The sequence below is a fragment of the Dialister invisus DSM 15470 genome (assembly GCF_000160055.1).
Taxonomy (GTDB): Bacteria; Bacillota; Negativicutes; order Veillonellales; family Dialisteraceae; genus Dialister; species Dialister invisus.
This window is the reverse complement of record NZ_GG698602.1, coordinates 867052-885424: the sequence shown is the minus strand read 5'-3', so window position 1 is coordinate 885424 and position 18373 is coordinate 867052. Positions and strand designations below refer to the sequence as shown.

20 protein-coding genes and 1 tRNA gene are annotated in these 18373 nt (G+C 48.4%); 14 read left to right on the top strand and 7 right to left on the bottom strand.

The window, feature by feature from the left end; genetic code table 11:
* Window positions 1-99: 99 nt before the first annotated feature.
* Window positions 100-191, top strand: a tRNA-Ser gene (locus GCWU000321_RS04310).
* Window positions 192-260: 69 nt separating this feature from the next.
* On the opposite strand, the gene GCWU000321_RS04305 is transcribed toward GCWU000321_RS04310, so the two are convergent.
* The 7 genes from GCWU000321_RS04305 to GCWU000321_RS04275 are packed head-to-tail and all read right to left on the bottom strand — an operon-like array spanning window position 261 to window position 5508.
* Window positions 261-752 (bottom strand): Gx transporter family protein, encoded by a 492-nt coding sequence (locus GCWU000321_RS04305; protein ID WP_007069869.1) that lies wholly within the window; start codon window positions 750-752, stop codon window positions 261-263.
* A gap of 12 nt (window positions 753-764) precedes the next feature.
* Entirely contained in the window at window positions 765-1127 is a 363-nt protein-coding gene (locus tag GCWU000321_RS04300) for a NusG domain II-containing protein (RefSeq protein WP_007069868.1), read from the bottom strand.
* A gap of 6 nt (window positions 1128-1133) precedes the next feature.
* Window positions 1134-2138, bottom strand: a complete 1005-nt coding sequence (locus tag GCWU000321_RS04295) for an FAD:protein FMN transferase (protein WP_007069867.1) — start codon at window positions 2136-2138, stop codon at window positions 1134-1136.
* Window positions 2135-2845, bottom strand: a complete 711-nt coding sequence (locus GCWU000321_RS04290) for a 2Fe-2S iron-sulfur cluster-binding protein (RefSeq protein ID WP_007069866.1) — start codon at window positions 2843-2845, stop codon at window positions 2135-2137. The genes GCWU000321_RS04295 and GCWU000321_RS04290 overlap by 4 nt, the downstream gene beginning before the upstream one ends.
* Window positions 2835-4475 (bottom strand): FAD-binding protein, encoded by a 1641-nt coding sequence (locus tag GCWU000321_RS04285; RefSeq protein WP_007069865.1) that lies wholly within the window; start codon window positions 4473-4475, stop codon window positions 2835-2837. Before GCWU000321_RS04285 ends, GCWU000321_RS04290 begins: the two co-directional genes overlap by 11 nt.
* A gap of 8 nt (window positions 4476-4483) precedes the next feature.
* Entirely contained in the window at window positions 4484-5020 is a 537-nt protein-coding gene (locus GCWU000321_RS04280) for a hypothetical protein (RefSeq protein WP_007069864.1), read from the bottom strand.
* Window positions 5017-5508 (bottom strand): hypothetical protein, encoded by a 492-nt coding sequence (locus tag GCWU000321_RS04275; protein ID WP_007069863.1) that lies wholly within the window; start codon window positions 5506-5508, stop codon window positions 5017-5019. The genes GCWU000321_RS04280 and GCWU000321_RS04275 overlap by 4 nt, the downstream gene beginning before the upstream one ends.
* A gap of 367 nt (window positions 5509-5875) precedes the next feature.
* On the opposite strand from GCWU000321_RS04275, the gene GCWU000321_RS04265 reads away from it, so the two are divergent.
* The 13 genes from GCWU000321_RS04265 (at window position 5876) to GCWU000321_RS04205 (ending at window position 18322) form a co-directional block, all read left to right on the top strand.
* Complete coding sequence (locus tag GCWU000321_RS04265; protein WP_007069861.1) at window positions 5876-6871, top strand: FAD:protein FMN transferase; 996 nt, start codon at window positions 5876-5878, stop codon at window positions 6869-6871.
* Window positions 6858-7466, top strand: coding sequence for a MotA/TolQ/ExbB proton channel family protein (locus GCWU000321_RS04260; RefSeq protein ID WP_040381284.1), 609 nt, complete (start codon window positions 6858-6860; stop codon window positions 7464-7466). Before GCWU000321_RS04265 ends, GCWU000321_RS04260 begins: the two co-directional genes overlap by 14 nt.
* Window positions 7466-7882: an ExbD/TolR family protein gene (locus tag GCWU000321_RS04255; RefSeq protein WP_007069859.1), complete on the top strand. Its 417-nt coding sequence runs from the start codon at window positions 7466-7468 to the stop codon at window positions 7880-7882. The genes GCWU000321_RS04260 and GCWU000321_RS04255 overlap by 1 nt, the downstream gene beginning before the upstream one ends.
* 2 nt (window positions 7883-7884) lie before the next feature.
* Entirely contained in the window at window positions 7885-8730 is an 846-nt protein-coding gene (locus GCWU000321_RS09140) for a TonB family protein (protein ID WP_007069858.1), read from the top strand.
* Window positions 8731-8777: 47 nt separating this feature from the next.
* Window positions 8778-9980 carry an FTR1 family iron permease gene (locus tag GCWU000321_RS04245; RefSeq protein WP_007069857.1) on the top strand — a complete coding sequence of 401 codons (1203 nt, stop codon included), beginning with the start codon at window positions 8778-8780 and terminating at the stop codon, window positions 9978-9980.
* A 127-nt stretch (window positions 9981-10107) separates the two neighbouring features.
* A complete protein-coding gene (locus GCWU000321_RS04240; RefSeq protein WP_040381860.1) occupies window positions 10108-10659 on the top strand; it encodes an iron transporter in 552 nt (183 codons plus the stop codon).
* Between the two features lie 187 nt (window positions 10660-10846).
* The gene (locus tag GCWU000321_RS04235) at window positions 10847-12109 is read left to right on the top strand and encodes a DUF2318 domain-containing protein (protein WP_007069855.1); all 1263 of its coding nucleotides are present in this window, start codon (window positions 10847-10849) and stop codon (window positions 12107-12109) included.
* A gap of 17 nt (window positions 12110-12126) precedes the next feature.
* Window positions 12127-13407 carry an ABC transporter permease gene (locus tag GCWU000321_RS04230; RefSeq protein WP_040381281.1) on the top strand — a complete coding sequence of 427 codons (1281 nt, stop codon included), beginning with the start codon at window positions 12127-12129 and terminating at the stop codon, window positions 13405-13407.
* A 5-nt stretch (window positions 13408-13412) separates the two neighbouring features.
* Window positions 13413-14549 (top strand): ABC transporter permease, encoded by a 1137-nt coding sequence (locus tag GCWU000321_RS04225; protein ID WP_007069853.1) that lies wholly within the window; start codon window positions 13413-13415, stop codon window positions 14547-14549.
* A gap of 7 nt (window positions 14550-14556) precedes the next feature.
* The gene (locus tag GCWU000321_RS04220) at window positions 14557-15231 is read left to right on the top strand and encodes an ABC transporter ATP-binding protein (protein ID WP_244835061.1); all 675 of its coding nucleotides are present in this window, start codon (window positions 14557-14559) and stop codon (window positions 15229-15231) included.
* A complete protein-coding gene (locus GCWU000321_RS04215; RefSeq protein WP_007069851.1) occupies window positions 15228-15743 on the top strand; it encodes an FMN-binding protein in 516 nt (171 codons plus the stop codon). Before GCWU000321_RS04220 ends, GCWU000321_RS04215 begins: the two co-directional genes overlap by 4 nt.
* 87 nt (window positions 15744-15830) lie before the next feature.
* Window positions 15831-17048 (top strand): DUF445 family protein, encoded by a 1218-nt coding sequence (locus GCWU000321_RS04210; RefSeq protein WP_007069850.1) that lies wholly within the window; start codon window positions 15831-15833, stop codon window positions 17046-17048.
* Window positions 17048-18322: a DUF445 family protein gene (locus GCWU000321_RS04205; protein WP_040381277.1), complete on the top strand. Its 1275-nt coding sequence runs from the start codon at window positions 17048-17050 to the stop codon at window positions 18320-18322. The genes GCWU000321_RS04210 and GCWU000321_RS04205 overlap by 1 nt, the downstream gene beginning before the upstream one ends.
* The last annotated feature ends 51 nt before the right edge of the window (window positions 18323-18373 follow it).

Here is an 18373-nt window from a genome sequence, read left to right as displayed (position 1 = left end):
AATAGAAAACTCTCTTGACATACAGTCGTGTAATCCATATAATAAATAAGTCAGTCAGCGGCTGATATAAAAGCGGACTGAAAACCGCCATAAAGAGATGGAGAGGTGTCCGAGCGGTTTAAGGTGCATGATTGGAAATCATGTTGCCGGCGAATACCGGCACGGGGGTTCGAATCCCCCTCTCTCCGCCACGAAGTCAGAGCCTGTCGAATAAGACGGGCTTTTTTATTTATATCGAATGATAAACTATGTTTTTATATTTACCATTTCATCCCTTTTACGGTATGGATGATTTTTGTGGCAATCAGTCCGTTTATCAGTCCTGTGACGGTGCCGGATAGAAGCAGGACAGGACTGTACCACAGGAACGCGGGGGTGTTTAACAGAAGAGCGGAGATCAGGAGCTGTGCCAGATTGTGTGTCACGCCGCCGATGATGCTGATTCCGGCGGGAGAGAAAGAATTTCTGCGGTAAGAAATATACATGGCAAGAAAGCTTGCTGTCGCGCCTGTAAGGCTGAAAACGGCGGTGAAGGGGCTGCCGCTGAAAATGGAAAGGAAGAATACCCGGAGCAGGGATATGGAGAGGACTTCTCCGAACGGCAGGAAATAAAAGGCAATGACAATAATGAGGTTGGCTATGCCTAATTTAATGCCGGGAATGCCTGTCCGGAAGGGAAGCAGGTTTTCTATGCAGCTGAGTAAAAGTGCCATGGCTGTAAACAGGCCGATGACACTCACTTTTTTTGTCATGGATGATCTCCTTCAGCGAACGGTGCCGTCAATTTTTTTATCTGCAGCGGATTGTATTTCAATGACTAAATGATGAGGAAGGCAGATGATGGCGGAATCGGCGGTATGGATTGCTCCTTGCCGGAGGCAGTCCTTATGGGGGCAGTCGGCAGATGTCATTATTACGGTTCCGTTTTTGATGGTGAACTCATTTTGTCCGTAAGGTGTACCGATGCGGATGGTATCATTTTTATCCAGCGGCCACGAACCGTATGGGGTGCCGTCTACTGTGGCGGTGACGGAACCCGCATCGTGCATAAGGGTTTCTTTTCCTATGAAGAGGAGGGCCGCTGCCAGGAGGAGGCACATAATGAGGTAAAGGTCTTTTTTTATCATGGCTTGTCAGGGAATAAGAACGACAGGAAGTTCAGAAGTAAATATTTTTTGTAAATCGGGAGTGATCATCAGGGTATTGTCATTTCTGAATAGGATCATTTGAAATTCACCGCGGTGTTCTTTCCAGAACAGGGCGGCTTTTTTTTCGCCCATAACGAAGAGAGCGGTGGAAAGAATATCCGCTTTTTCACTGTCTTTGCAGATGACGGTCACCGCACGGAGCCCGTTTTGTACGGGTTGTCCTGTATGGGGATCAAAAATGTGATGGTACCGCCGGCCCTTTGCCATGAAGTACCGCTCGTAGTCGCCGGAGGTGACAATGGACGTGTCGGAGACGGAAAGCGTCCCTGCTGTTTTATCCGTGTCATCAGGGTGGCGCAGGGCGATGTGCCATGGTCTGCCGCCGGGTTTCGTACCGATGACTTTGATATTTCCTCCTAAATCAAGAAGGGCGTTTTTAATACCGGCAGCTTTTAAAATATCTGCCGCTTTTTCAGCAGCTGTTCCTTTTGCCATACCGCCTAGGTCGAGGGCACATCCTTTTTTCAGAAAATATTCTCCTGTTTCTTCGTTATGGGAAATATATTTCATGCCTGTTTTATCAAGTGCTTCCGTGCGCTCGGTTTCCGCCGGCACATGATAGGGGCCATGGGGGAATCCCCACAGTTTGGAGATGGGCGCGAGGGAAATGTCAAAAGTACCGCCGGTTGACCTGTTCCATGATTCGGCAAGGCTGATCAGGCGGGCAGTGTCTTCTGAGGGGATCAGTTTTCCTTCCTTTGAGAGCCGGGAGATTTCGCTGTCCGGATTTTCTGCGGAAAGGAGTGTATCAAGACGGCGTATTTCTTTTTCTGCATGGAGGAAAACGGTTTCGCTGTTTTTCCCATAGGCGGTGATTTTCATGTAGGTGCCCATCGCAAAAAAGGAATGGCTTTCGGGGGTGTTGTCCTGAAAAGGAGCACATGCTGCAAGGATAAAAGGAAAGATAAGGAAGAAAAGAAATTTTTTCATTTTTTTGTTTCCCGCAGGTGATGGTTAGCGCGGCTCTGGATACGGTCGAGAGGCAGGCCGAGGGGACAGATTTTCACACAGGACAGAGATTGGCTGCACCCTGCAAAAAAGTATTTTTCATAGTTTTCTTTCAGCTTTTGGAGATGGATATCCTCTTTGTTCTGTTCCAGTATTTTAAAAGCATGGATCATGGACGCGGCGCCGCTGAAGGTGCTTTCCGGCGTGTAGTTCGGGCAGATCTCAAGACAGCAGCCGCACATCAGGCATTGTCCCGCATCATATTGAAGGGAGCGGTCGCCCTTTTTCGCATCGCGGTCTTTTTCAGAAAGCCAGACCTGCATTTCTTTCAGCCGGGCAAAAATTTTTTCCCGATCTACGCGAAGGTCGCTGATGACGGGGAATTTGGAAAGGGGCGCCAGTTCTATTTTTCCTTTCTTCACGATATTGCAGAGGAAGAGGGAGCATGCCAGACGGGGAAGTCCGTTGATGAGCATGGCACAGGCGCCGCATTTCTTTTCCTGACAGCTGGAGGCGTAATTGATTTTTTCTGTTTCTTTTCCGTCAGCGGTAAGAAGCGGCATGCGGGCATTCAGTTCGGATAAAAAATCGGCTACCGTGAGCCTGCCGTCTCCTGTATAGATGAATTCTTGGGTATAAGGGGTGGATCGGCTGTCTTTTTGCCGTTTGATGATGATTTTAATGTCCATCGGGATCCCCTTCTATCGCTGCTAATGAAATATGGATTCCGCCATTTTTATAAACGGCTACGGTCGTTTTTCGGTATGATTCCTGTTCATCGGGATAATCGCTTCTCGTGTGGGCGCCGCGGCTTTCTTTTCGGTTCAGCGCGCTTTTCAAAATCGCTTCCGCAAGGAGAAGGGATTTCGGGAAAGCATCGTTTTCATCAATGGTAGCGCTTTCGTCATAGAGCCCGCCGGCAGCCGCGCGAAGTTCCTGTACTTCAGAGAGGCCGAGGAGCAGTCCTTTTTCATCGCGTTCGATGCCGAGAGATTTTTGTAAAATTCGATTCAGCGCTTTTCGCGCGGCGGGAATATGGAGCCCTTCTTTTTTATCTTTTGTCCAATACGCGGGGGTCATTATTTCTTCATCAGGACGGAAAGAAGAGGTCTGCCCCGACAGATCTTCCATGGCGGAATCAGCGGCTGTCCGTCCTCCATACATGGCGCCTAAAAGAGAATTTCCTCCCAGACGGTTGGCGCCGTGGTACTGGCAGGCCGCCTCACCTGCCGCGTAAAGGTTGGCGATGGGGGTGCGGTGGTTCACGTCGACATAAAGGCCGCCCATGAAGTAATGGATACCCGGTGAAACGGGGATCGGTTCTCTTAAAGGATCAAGGGCGAGAAAATCATGGCATGCTTCAAGGACTCCGGCCAGTTTATAAACGCTTACTTCCTTGGGGATATCTCTCATGTCCAGATAAGGCTGGACGCCCTGCTTGATCCACTGCCATTCCTCCCGGGCAATGACGTCACGGGGCATAAGGTTGCCCAATGCAGGATATTTCACTTCCATGAAGTAGAATTTTTTCCCGTCCTGTTCCACGTAAAGTCTTCCGCCTTCGCCGCGGACCGCTTCTGTGATAAGCATATTTTTCCCGTGGAGTCTGGTGGTGGTGGGATGGTACTGGATCATCTCCATGTTAGCTGCAGGAAGACCGTCTGCAAAAAGAGAGGCGGTCACATTTCCTGTATTGAGGACGGAGCCCGTGGCATTTCCGAAAAGGCCGTTCAGGCCGCCTGATGCAATGATGACGGCAGAAGCGGGAATATAGGAAACCCTGTTCTTTTGTAATTCATTAACGAGGACGCCTTTTGCCTGTCCGTTTTCCATCATGAGCTTGAGAAAACGGAAGCCTGTGATGTGCCTGATCATGCGTCCGGCTTCAAAAAAACGCGCTCTTGTAGCGAGAGTGTACATCAGCTGTTTTCCCGTACTGGCAGAAGCGAAAGCGGTTCTTTTTTTTGTCTGCCCGCCAAAAGGGCGCTGCTGGATCGTTCCGTCTTCGTTTAGGTTGAGAGACATACCCCATGCAAAGAGGGTGTTCACGATTTTGGGGGCACTGTGAGTCAGGCGGTGAACGGCTTCACGGCAGGCTACAAAGCGTCCCGCTTTGTATGTTTCCTCTTCATGGAGAGCCGGTTCATCATGTTGCCCCATGGTGTCAAGCGCTGCATTGATACCGCCTTCCGCCATGTTTGACTGGGCGCGCCACGGGGGCATTTCTTCCACGATGAAGGAAGGCACATTTTCCTCAGCCAGACGGATGGCGGCGGATAAACCGGCTGCGCCTGAGCCGATGATGACAACTCTGTCCATAAAGCCCCCTAAAAATTCCAGTAAATGAAATAGGAAATCAAAGCGAAAAGAAACAGTACGGAAAATATGGAATACACAAGAATATAATCGGCTGTCCGTTCTTCGTATTTCAAAAGGCCCCGCTTGATCATCCAGGGTTTCGTGGCGCACAGAAGATGAATAAGAATGGCGGAGATGAAAATGATTTGTGAAAAGAAACGGAGAGTCGTGAATTCACGAAGGAAAAATACGCCGTTTACCGTTGTGGTATACGCGGTTATATGAAACCAGACGGAAAGAAGGATGACAAACCCTGACAGGCGGATCAGCCAAAAAGACGCATTTTCTTTTAAGTACCACCGTCCGGTCCGCATTCCTTCACGCACAGCATCTTTTGATAAGAGGATACCCAGTATGCCATGAAGAAGGAGGGCCGCAAGAAGGGTATAAGAAAGGGGTTTCCAGTTGAACGTTGTCATGCGGAGAAGTGTAAACGCCCCCATGAGTCCGTGAAGGGCGAGAAGCACAAGCATGAAACGGGCAAGAAGGGAATTGAATTTCTTCATGTTGATGTTCTCTTTTCCAGAAGAACTAAATCGAAGTGGCCGCTGTGGACAAGGGAGCGGAACATAAGAGTGTCATAAGGACGTGTTTCCACGGCATAACCTTTCTCTTTAAAAAGTGCGGCAATCTCTTCCGCATGGGCGGTATATGCCGCATCTTCTTTGTCATAGGGAATAATCATTTTCGGGTGGATCGTTACTTTTGCGCTCATGTACTCCGAAGCGGAGGCGCCGCCTTCCTTTTCCGTGTTCACCAAAACGGTATAAACCGCTTCTTTTTCATGGAGAGAAAGGATTTCATAGTTATTTGCTGCGGGCGGAAGCTGGAATTTCTGTAAAAAATGGTCATAGCCTCCGCTTTCATAATCCGATTTTGTGGCACTCGAGACAGCATCGGTCTTTACCTCTAAAAAATTTATTGTCTGGAGAAAGAAGCCGGAGAGAAAAATAAAAAAGATTGTCAGAGGTGCGATAAGTTTTCGTGGTTTCATGGAGTATCTGATGCCTGTTTAAATGAAATATAAAAATATACGCTGGCTTATAAGATGGTTTTCCGGGCATGCAAATCAGTTTCTTTGTAAGGCGGCCTTATTTATTTTACAAGGCCTGCCGACTGTTTTTCAGAAGAGAACTATGCATGGCAGTTATGAAAAACATAAGTTTATATCGTATATGATCGAAGTGAACCTGAATCCGATTGATCAATTGAAATTTTAACGCTGATGTTTGAAGAAATATTGACAGAGGAGTGATAAGTGGTTACTCTTATAATATACCACAATATATTTGGCATTCCTAATATAATATATTGGAGTAGTTATAATTTATATGTGGAACATATATGGAAAATAGGAAGACATGGTGAATCAAAAAGAAGAGATATGCACGGACATAGGAAAAGCGATGGGCACGTTTCTTCGTATAACGTCTTATGGAAGGCCGCAGGGAGAGGTGTCCAAAGCGGTGCGGGCATATTTCCGGAATGTGGAAAATCTTTGCAGCCGTTTCCGAAGTGACAGCGATGTATCCCGTATTTCCGCAGCCGCCGGGGTAAAACCCGTGATGGTTTCTTCTCTTTGCAGGGATGTCTGCCGCTGTTCTTTGCGTGAAGCGGCGTTCACCGGAGGTATTTTTGATCCTACTGTCGGCGCGCTTACTTCTTTATGGAATATCGGCGGGGAAAACGAAAGGATTCCCTCTGAGGAAGAGATAGAGAAGGCAAAGGTCCTCATTGATTACAAGCATATAGAAATCGGTGAGCGATCCGTATTTTTGAAAGAGAAAGGAATGTCTCTCGACCTGGGCGGTATCGCAAAAGAGTATGCCCTTCATCAGGCGGCAGCTCTTGCGGAACACATGGGAGAATGCTCCATGATGATTGACGCAGGCGGAGATATCTGCGTCGTGGGAAACAAGCCGGACGGTTCTGCATGGCGTCTTGGCATCCAGCATCCCCGACAAAGGAGTACGCTCATCGCAACAGTCGCGCTCGGCAGCGAGGATACCGTAGAAACGTCAGGTGATTACCGCCGGTTTCTTTTGAAAGACGGATTGATGCAAAGCCATATTTTCCAAATCAAAAAGAAAATACCGCTTATCAGCGCCACGCTTATTTACAAAAGAAATGGGGAAATGCTCCCGGTCAGCGGCGCGGCGTGTATCGCCGGCGGTCTTGATAAGGTGCGGGAGTGGCTGGAACGGATTCCCCGGCTGGAAGGTATTTTTATCACGGAAGATTTACAGGCCTACGTGACGGAGGGAATCAGCGACCGTGTCCGTATACTTACGAAAGACGCGGATCGGCGGGCTCTCATACGGCATGAATATGAAGGAGAGTGTCATGGAAGTTATTGACGTATTTAAGTCGGGCGGCCCCGTTATGTACGCGCTGCTGCTCTGCTCTATATGCACGGCAGTCATTATGATCGAGCGGGGCATGTTTTATCACCGGGCAGGAAAAAATCTGGGAATCTTTGTGGATAACCTGCCTGATATGCTTTTAAATAAAAGTTGGAATGACGCTTATGCCGATGCGGCGCAGGAAGACAATGCGGCTGCTTTTGTGGCGCAGGAAGGCATTCGTGCCGCGGCGGAAGGAAAGGATTTGCGGCTGGCATTGGATACGGCGTACAGTACGGCCGCCGCCGAACTTCGAGCCCATTTAAATTATTTATCTATGATTGTCACGTTATCCCCCCTTTTGGGGCTTTTGGGAACGATTGCGGGTATGATCAGTTCTTTCCAGATTTTCAATTTACAGGCGGGCCAGCCGATGGCTATCACCGGGGGGATTGGCGAAGCGCTTATCGCAACGGCGGCAGGTCTTTGTGTCGCTATTTTCGCTCTTGTTGTCCATACCGTTTTTGCGCAAAAGATGGATGATATTTTGACCGTTATAGAAAAAGCGGACGCCATCATCTCTTCGGAGGGCAGAAGGAGAGGCATCTGATGAGGGGGAAGCGGAATTTCCATCTGCTCTCGCAGCCGGAGGTCATCATTATCCCGATGATTGATATCATGCTCTTCCTGCTGGTATTTTTCATGGTGAGCACGATTTATATGGTTCATCTGAATACGCTTCCTGTTAATTTGCCTGCAGCGCAGGCGGCGCGATCGGAAACGAAGCCGACAGTGGTTTCTGTCACGGTGAATAAGGCGGGCCATGTCTTTTATGATATGGATGCAAAACCGACGGCTGGTATTTCCGAAAGGGTAAAGAAAACGCTTGCGGAAAAGCCGGAGACCATATTCGTCATCCGCGGGGACAGGGATACGAATTATGCGGATATTACAAGTGTGCTTGATTCGTTGAAGGCCGCGGGAGCGCGCCATGTCTCCCTGGCAGCAGAATCGGGGAAGAGGTAGTTATGCATTATCGTACGAACTGGCTTGTCGTTATTCTTCTGGCGCTTGGTCTCCATGGTGCCGTCTTTGGCGGACTGATATTGGTAAGGCCGCTGCTGGACGGATCGGCGGAGGAAGTCGCGTCGGAAGTGGGAACAACCATTGAATTGGAAGATGCACCGCAAAGCGGTGAGGGGGAAGAAACGAAAGATCCCGGCTATGAAGATGGTGCGGAGGGAGGTTCTCTTGTAGGAGAGGCACTTCCCGGCAAAGGGCTGGAAAATATAAAAGCGGCGGATATTTCTAATGAGCCGGCAGCGGAAACGGATATCGTGAAAGTTATGGAGGAACGGGAAAACCCGCCTCCCGATACGGAACCGGAACCTTTGGAAGAGACGGAAGCCGACGTTCCCGAAGAAAAGGCGGATACTGAACCGATCGTTGCGGAAAATGAAAAAGATGCGGTGAAGAAATTCCAGCAACAAATTGAAGACGCAAAAAAAGATCCGAAGAAAAAAATATCAAGTACTATCGTGGTGAAGAAAAAAGGTGACGGCAGTACGCATACGATGGGTCAGCCGCCGAAAATCATCGTGGATTCTTATCCGCCGGAAGGAATGTATACATTTAAAGGCGTTGTCCGTGTGTTTACGACGATCGGAGAAGATGGGAAGGTAAAGAAGACAAAGGTGGCGGTTACTTCAGGGCGGCGCGGTGTGGATGAGCTGGCGATGGCGTTCTGCCGCCGCTGGACGTTCAAACCGGCGCTCGACTCGAAAGGACAGCCCATGGAATGTATCAAATTGATCCGTATACCGTTCAATCTGCCGCCGGAAAAGATGAAAGATCAAATTGACAGGAATACATAGTTCATCCGGGAAATCGGCGGATGATGTGATTAAAGAGGGAGGAGCAGATGAAAAAAAGAACGATGAAATTTTTATATAGTATCGCAGCAGCGCTGTTTCTCTTGCTGACTGCGGCACTGCCTGCCGAAGCGGCACAGAACTGGATGCAGGTCTATGCCCATGTGGAGCAGATGATCAATAAGGGCGTCGAACAATATAATAACGGCGATTTAGAAGGCGCGAAAAAAATAATCAATGATTCTTACTATGGGGTTTACGAAAATGACGGGCTGGAAAAAGCAATCAGGACGACTATTTCTTCGAAGAACGCCAACCTGACGGAATATCAGTACAGCGAGCTGAAAAAAGCGATTCGTGAAAATAGGGGTAAAGATGCGGTTCGCGGAGAAGCCGATAAACTTCTTTCTATGATGAAAAATGATATCGAGTCTCTTGACAGCAAAGGGGCAGGCGGCGGGCGGTGGACTTCTTTCTGGCCGGCATTCCTGATCATGCTTCGCGAAGGGATGGAAGCGATTCTCGTTCTTGTAGCGATTATGGCGTATCTGGCGAAGTCGGGAAATAAAAAATACCTCGGCACCGTTTACAACTATTCCATTGCTGCTGTGGCGGCAAGCTTTATCACTGCTTATATTTTCAGCGTTATCCTCGGTAAGTTTACCGGCGGCGCGTCAAGAGAAGCTATTGAAGGCGTGACGGCCCTTATTGCTGTCGCTGTTCTTCTGTCCGTCGGATTTTGGATGGGCGGAAAGGCAAAAGGCGATGAATGGAAGAAATATATAGAAAGTATGATGAAAACGACCATTACCACAGGAAAAGCGAGGGCTCTCGGGCTGGCGGCGTTCCTTGCGGTGTACCGTGAAGGGGCGGAAGTGATTCTTTTCTACCAGGCGCTTTTTAACGGCGCTTCAGGGGATACTGATATGATTTGGTTCGGATTCGGGACCGGATGTGCGGTTCTTGCTGTTATTTTTGCCGTTATCCGTCTGGGGCTGTTCCGTATACCGCTCCGTCCTTTCTTTATCATCACAAGTATTCTGATGTACCTTATGGCTGTCAGCTTCGCCGGCGGCGGAATCAGCTCTTTGCAGGAAGCCCAGCTTGTTCCCCAGACGGTAATTACCGCTTCCTGGTTCCCAAATATTGACTGGCTTGGCCTTTATCCGACTTATGAGTCTGTGGGGCTCCAGCTTGCGCTTCTTATTGCTGCAGGTATCACGCTGATTGTCCGTGGAAGAAAGCGTGCGTAAATATTTCTTTCGGACTCTTCAGAGGAATAAGAAGGATCCTAAGCAGGGTTATAATTGGGGGCTTGATCTCCAGGCGCCTCATTTATATACAATTATTTTTCCATTTTTTTATAAGGAGAGTGTTAAAATGAACAGTTTCAAAAAAGTTTTTACCGCAGGACTTGCTGCCGCTGCATTATTGGCGGGAGGCATGACGGCTTCCGCAGGATTCCAGGAATATCCGATCGGCGATGAACAGGAAGATACCGTCAACCACTTCAAAGTGGCCCTCGTATATTTCCAGCCTGTACAGATGGAACCGGAAGGCTCCATGCTGGCAGCGGATAAGGCGGATATCCATATGGAGACCGATATCCATGCCACGGAAGGCAACGAATGCGGCTTCGGTATCGGAGAATGGATCCCGTACCTCACCGTCCACTATAAACTGACCAAAGTGCAGACCGGCGAGTCTATTGAAGGCGTATTCATGCCGATGAGCGCTGATGACGGCCCGCACTACGGCGCAAACCTGAAGCTTCTTGGCGCAGGTACATATGAATGCGAATTTTCCATTGACAGCCCGGCACGTCAGAATTACAGCCTCCATGTAGATAAGGAAACAGGCGTTACCGGTCATTTCTGGGAAGAACCGGTCGTCATGAAATGGACTTTCGACTACGTTCCGCGCAATTGGTAATGTAAGAAGGAAAGCAGGCGGAACGGTCTTTCCCAAGTGATGTTTTCAAGATGCTGTAAAGAAATCCCCGGGCGGCAGGACAATAAAGAAATATAATATCTGCGCTGCGGAAAAATTTCTTTATCCGGTCTGTCCCGGGGATTTACTTGCAGCCGTTTCTTTTTGTGATTATTCGAAAGGAATTCTCATGATGCAGTTTCAAATGTTTCTGCAGCAGCTTATTCCCGCCATGGAATTCGGTACTGCGCTTATGACGCCGCTGGCAGTGCTGCTTGCTATTCTGTACAGTTGTGACGGAGGGAATCTTCGCAAAACTTTCAGAAAAGCTGCTTATTGGGGATTTTGGGGCTCTGTCTTCATCATGGCGGCCAAACAGGGGACAAGAAATGCGGTCAGCCGTGAAGGGTTTGAGGGATTGATGGCATTTTTCGCCATTATCAGCGAACTTATTCTGGCAGGTGTGCTTCTCGGTTCATCCGAAAAATTCATGAAGCGGCTTGGCATTTTTAAAAAGGGCGTCATTATCAACGTACTGGCTCTTACGATGTACTACGGCATGGAAATATGGCTCATTCCCGTGACCACCGTACTGAATGTGAATAATCCGTTTTCTGCGGAAATGCTTATCCGCATGCTCGGATTTGCTACAGGATTATTTATTGCTGTCGTGGGGAGCTGGCTCATTTACCATGCGGCAAAATCGCTGAACGACAAACGGCTGTATACTGTATTTCTTATACAGGTGGCGGCGCTTTTAATTCAGCAGATTATTTATCTTGTCCAGATTCTGATGGCAAGGGGAATTCTTCCTGCACGGTACCTGATCAAGGTGATGGCACCGGTTATTGATCACCAGGACTGGTTTATTTTCATTGTGTTTATCGTGGTCTTTGCGGTTCCTGCCGCATTGTTTTCACAGAAATGCCCGGCGAGGCCGGCAGGCTGCAATCCTGCACAGTATAGGAAAATCGTAGCAGACGATATACATAAAAAGCGCTGGGGCAAGGCTTCCGTAGGCGCGCTCATCGTGATGATCATTCTTTCCAGCGTGGGCAGTGCTTATGCAAACAAAAAGGAAGAATTGGTTCCTGCGGTGTCCGTTACCGCAAAGGATCAGATGGTGAGCATTGATATCAATAAGGTGAATGACGGACATCTCCACCGTTTTGCCTATCGGACGAAGAAAGGGACGCAAGTGCGTTTCATCGTGGTGCTGAAAGGCGGCTCCGCTTACGGAGTCGGACTGGACTGCTGTGAAATCTGCGGGCCGACAGGCTATATTGAAAGAGAAGGACAAATCGTCTGCAAACTTTGCGATGTGGTTATGAATAAGCAAACAATCGGACTTCCCGGCGGCTGCAACCCGATTCCCGTAAAATATGGAGTAGGGAACGGACAGATCCGGATCGAGCAGAAAGAGCTGGATGCCGCGGCGAAGTATTTCCGTTAGCAGAAAGGAGGATATAATTGTTCTGGCAAATGGTAAAAGGCGCCATACTCCGGCAGGGGCGCCAGCTTCTTTTCGTGGCGCTTACCGTAGCCCTCGGCATTTCACTGGCAACGGCAATGCTGAATGTCATGTTTGACGTAGGAGAAAAGGTGAATCAGGAACTGAAAGCCTTTGGCGCAAATATCACGGTGACGTCAAAAAATTCCTCCATTCTGAAAGATATTTACGGGCTGGACGATGAATCGGCACCGAAAGAATACTTGAAAGAATCTGACCTGGGGCAAATCAAGACTATCTTTTGGACAAATAACATTGTCGCCCTGTCTCCCCATCTGAACGGCCATGTCACGTTGGACAACGGTGTATCTGTTCCTGTTTCAGGCACATGGTTTGATCATAAGATGGATCTTCCCACCGGTGAAGTTTTCGTTACAGGAGAGCAATATCTCAAGTCCTGGTGGCAGGTAGATGGAGAATGGCCTGAAGAAAAAGAAGAAAATTCCGTTCTTGTGGGGAAGGATCTGGCGGCTTCCCTGCATGTAAAAAAGGGAGACACCCTTTACTATACTAATAAGGATGGAACAAAAGGTTCATTTACCGTTTCAGGCATTCTTACCGGCGGCGGTGAAGAAGACGGTGAAATTATCGCGTATCTTCCGGCTGTGCAGAAAGCTCTCGGTCTGGAAGGAAAGGTGGATACCGTCACTGTCAGCGCCATGACGACACCCGAAAACGAATTGGCCCGCCGTGCCGCTGCCAATCCGAAAAGCCTTTCTATCAAAGAATATGAAATCTGGTATTGTACTTCATATGTAAGCTCCATCGCTTATCAGATCGAAGAGGTCATCCACGGTTCCGTGGCCCGTCCTGTCCGGCAGATTGCCGAATCGGAAGGGCGTATTCTGGATAAGACACAGCTTCTTATGCTTCTCATCACTGTCCTTTCCCTGCTTTCTGCCACCATGGGGGTTTCTAACCTGGTCAGCGCAAATATCATGGAAAGAAGCAGGGAACTGGGGCTGCTGAAGGCCCTCGGCGCAACGGATGTTTCGGTAATCATCCTAGTCCTGTCAGAAATTTTTATGGCAGGTCTGGCGGGTGGTATCTTAGGCTATTTTGTAGGGATCGGCTTTGCGCAGATTATCGGTCATGCCGTTTTCGGATCGGGTATTGCGGTGAACCTGATTGTCATTCCGATTCTCATCGTGCTTCTGATTCTTATGATCCTGCTTGGCAGTCTGCCTGCGATTCGTTCGATTCTCAGGCTCCGTCCGGCAATTGTTCTCCATGGCAGGTGATTCCTATGAATATAAAACGATTACATATGTACCTGGTCATGGTGACAAATGCGCTTCTGCGGAGAAAGCTGAGAATGTTTATTGCCCTTTTGGCGGTGGCTATCGGTGCGACAATTATTTCGGGCATGATCACGGTATATAAAGAAGTACCCGAGCAGATGGGGCGTGAATTCCGCGCATACGGTGCAAATCTCCTCCTGCTTCCCGCCAACGGGAAAGCAACCATGGAGGAGGCGGCTGTCGCTCCCGTTTATGATATGCTGAAAGACAAAGAAATAATCGGTGCGGCGCCTTTCCTTTATGAACGTTTGAAGATTAATGAGTCACCCGTACTTACCGGCGGCACTGATTTCAATGAGATCAGAAAGGCAAGCCCCTACTGGCAGATCAATGGAGAAATGCCGAAAGAAAATTCCAAAGAAATACTCCTTGGCTATGAGCTGTCCGAACGCTTTCAGGCGAAACCGGGGTCGCAGGTTATCGTAGCGCTTGGCGACGGAACGAAGGAAGAAACATATACTGTTTCGGGCATTGTCCGCACCGGAGGCAAAGAAGAACAATTTGCCTATGTGGATATTAAGAGCCTTTGGGATTTTCTGGGAAAGCCGAATCTTCTGAGTATGGTACAGGTGAGTGTTGTGGCGAATTCAGGAGACCTGGAAGCTCTTGCGGCCCGTATGGCGGCCGAAACACCCGATGTCCATCCGCAGACAGTAAAGCAGATTGCCGCATCGGAACAGACCGTCCTCGGCAAACTGCAGGCCCTTGTTCTGCTCGTTACGGTAGTTGTTCTTCTTCTGACGCTTGTCTGTGTGGGAACGACGATGACCGAAGTCGTTTCTGAACGGCGCCGTGAAATCGGTTTGAAGAAAGCCCTTGGGGCAACGAACAGAAATATAGCAGGAGAGTTTTTCGGAGAAAGCTGTATGCTCGGCTTTATCGGCGGAATAATCGGCACAGGATGCGGATATCTTTTTGCTCTTGCCGTCGGAGTCAATGTTTTTGGCAGGAGTCTTGAAGTTTCATTTCCCATTGCGATTATGACGATTATTCTTTCCATTGTAGTGACAGCTGTGGCGACGATGCTGCCTGTACGAACCGCTGTAAAAGTGGAGCCGGCCATCGTCCTGCGTGGTGAATAAGGAGCGTATGATGAGTCTTTTAAAATTAACCGATGTGGGCATGCTCTACGGCGGGCGTGTTCCTGCACTGGAACATATCAACCTGACCGTGGAAAAAGGAGACTGGCTCGCCGTCATGGGGCCGTCCGGTTCAGGAAAAACCACGCTGATGAATATCATCGGCTGTATGGATAAACACACTTCGGGGGAAGTCATCCTTGACGGAATCAATCTGAATGAAGTGTCCAAAAACGAACTGACACAGATCCGGCGTGATAAAATCGGCATGGTGTTTCAGCAGTTCCATCTGATTCCCTATCTGACGGCTGTGGAAAATTTGATGGTCGCCCAATACTATCACAGCATTCCCGACAAGAAAGAAGCCATGGAAGCCCTGGCCCGTGTCGGTCTTGAAGACAGGGCGGGTCACCTGCCGAGCGAGCTTTCCGGCGGCGAACAGCAGCGCGTGTGTATCGCAAGAGCTTTGATCAATTATCCGGTCCTCATTCTTGCCGATGAACCGACAGGAAATCTGGATGAGAAAAATGAAAAACTGGTCATGAACCTTTTCCGTGAACTCAATGAAGAAGGGCATACCATCATTACCGTTACCCATTCCGACCATGTCGGCAAAGCGGCAAAACGGATCGTTATCATCGAGCATGGACATATGCGTGAAGGAGGAGAAGAAGAAAAAGCATGAAAAATTTAAAGAAATATGGCGCTGCGGCTGCAGCCGGCCTGGTGGCAGCGACGCTGCTCAGCGGCTGCGGTGATACCAAAGAAGCGCCTGCGTCCGAAGGCAGCACAAAATCGGGGCTGACCCAATATAAACCGCCGAAAGTGGACACGAAAGGGCTCCTTTCCAAGGCGAAAGACGGTACCTTTGAAGGAAAGAGCGCCGCAAATGGAGAAGGAGAGTATTCCATTATTTCCATTACGGTGAAAGACCATAAAATCACGGCAGCTACTTTTGACGGCTTCCTGAAAGACGGAAAACGGAAAGGGGAGGATTATGGAAAAACAAACGGAAAAATAGAAAATAAGGTTTATTACAACAAAGCCCAGCTTGCATTGAAAGCAAATAAAACTTATGCGGAAGCGCTGCTGCAGAAACAGGAGTTGAATAAAGTCGATGGCATCTCCGGTGCTACCCTTTCCTATAAGCAGTTTTTCGATGCGGCGCAGCGTGCTTTGGAAGAAGCGGGCAAATAATTATTGTCATCGGGAACGTGTAACAGCGTTCCTATTTTTATTTCCATGGACGGTGGGATATAATGTAAAAAAACAGGAAGGAAAACCATGGACAGAAAAAAGAAAGCTGACGGACTTTTGGCGGGTACTGTATTAATCTGCCTGCTTGCGGCGCCATTTAAAGAAACCGGCTTGCTTGGCGGCGGACTTTTCCATATGGCCTTTGCTGCTTCCGTAGGAGGAATTGCCGACCTTTTTGCCGTATCTTCCCTTTTCGGAAAACCGCTGGGGATTTCCTGCCGCACTGACATCATTGCCAGACGGCGGGACCAAATCGTGGACATGGCGCGGGACATGGTAGGGAAAGAACTGTTTACAGAAGAACTGCTGGAAGATTTTTTGGAAAAGAATTTAAGCTGTGAGCTTATTCTTGCCCAAATTGAAAAACAGGAAGAACTTCTCCTGCCTTTACTGGAATCTGCCTGCCGCTGTGGCATTCTTGCCGTGGATAAAGGCAAGCTCTGGAATCTGCTTCTTCGGGAAGGGAAAAGTGCTATTCAAAAAGAAAATTGGGCAGACCGTATCGCTTTTGCTCTTTACACATTGAAAAACTATGAAGGAAAACAGGTACTTGCCCAAGTACTTGCGAAAGAAGCGAAAGGATTCCTTCAGAACCGCTTTACCCAGACAGAAGTAAGACGGCTCTATCAAAGCGCCTGGGCGAAGTACAGGGACAGGGGGTGGTTCCGCGGTTTGCTGGAGAGCTTTGTTGAAAGAGAAGAAACGGAAAATATCCGCCTTATTCAGGAGCAGGTGTGGAATCTGGCGGATTCCATCGTTGATCCCGGAAGCGAAGTAAGGTGCGCCCTTGGAAAGAGCTATGACAGCTTTCTTAAACGGCTTACAGAAGATAAAAAACTGCAGGAGGAAATCAATACATGGGTGTCCGCTAATCTTGCAAGTCTTTTGGAAAACAGGAAAGACTTCTTTGAAAACCTTTGGGACAGCCATCAGGAAAATGCGGAAAAATTTCTGGCAGGAAAAATACTGGACCTTGTAAAAAATGAGTTGGGGAATCCTGAAAAAAAGGAAAGAAACGATAAATTCCTCTTAAAACAATGCAGGCGCCACGTCGGCTGGCTCCATGAAAAAATTGCCGGCGGTGTCACCAAAGCGCTCTCTCCTTACGACGGCAGAAAGATGGCAAGCATGGCAAAGAACAGTGTCGAAAATGAAGTGCAGGCTATCCGGATTAACGGTACCATCATCGGCGGTATGGCAGGACTGCTCTTCTATCTTGCGGTATGGGCGGGAGGGATTTTCTGATGAAAAGATATAAAACGGCGGACCGCATCTTCCTGGCATCAGCCATTCTTTTCGTAATCGCCGTAGGAGTTCACTGTTTCTGTGAAAATCCTTTGGCAGGCCTTTTTTACTTCCTTGCCCAGTCCTGTCTCATCGGCTGTTTTGCCGACTGGTTTGCCGTAGAAGCCCTTTTCCGGAACAGACTTCATCTTCCTCTTTTTAAACCGCTTATTCCTGCTAACAGGGAAGCCGTTCTCCGGCGGCTTCAGGAAACGGTGGAAGGAAAACTGGTGGGGAAAGAAACTTTTACTGACTTGCTGAAAAATTTTTCCCTCATTCAATTCATTGAAAAAGAAGCAGAAGGCTCTGTGAAAGACATCGAAATCGACCTTGCCCGGAGCGGCGGCGAACTTCTTCTGGGATTCATGGAAGACCATAAGAAAGACTTGTCCTGCTGGATCAGGCAAGGCGTGGACAACGCAAAAGGCAACCTTGCTGCTTATCTCAGAAAAAAAGCGCTGGAAGGAAACTATGTGGAGCAGCTTCTGGATAAGCTCCTTGAAGAAGCACAGCGTGCCGTCAAATCGAACCAAATGAAGCAGATGATCACAGACAAACTGGAAAAATTGGGAGAAAATCGGGAGCGCGGATTTTTGGAAAGGCTCGTTTATAGCTTTGCAAAGTTTACAAATACCGTAGACTATGAAGACATGGCGGAAGCTTTCCTTGCGGCGCTGTCAGAACGAATCGAACTGTGGCGCGTGGATATCCACCCTTTTCACAAAACACTCCTGAAAGAATGGAATGCTGCTGTAGAAGCCTTCCTGAAAACAGAAGAAGCGGAAAAAGCCCTTGCCCATTTTGCGGAAGAACTCTATCAATCTGTTTCTGTGGAAGAAAAAGCAGATGCCCTATACAACAGTCTTTATGAAAAATGGGCGGCAGGAGATCAATTTGAAAAATGTTTCGTCCCGAAATTGCGAACTATGCTCCACAATGCTCTCCGAAGCGTGGCGGAAAACAAAGAACTCCGTGCCGGCATTGATGAGAGCGCCAGAGCTTTGGGAGGAAATATTTTGGAAAAAGAATATCCCCATATTTCTTCCGTCACCGCAGATATCCTGAAGAAATTCAAAGATAGCGACCTGAATGAATTTATTGAAGCGAAAGTCCACAAGGAACTGGAAGGCATCCGAATCAACGGGGCTGTTGTGGGACTCGCTGCCGGTGCTGCACTCTACGGATTGATTGAGTATCTTTACTTGCCTTTTATTTCCTTACTTTTTTCGTTATAAGGAAATCTGTAAGTCCTGACGAATAAAAAGTCCTGTAAAAGGCAGGCCGGT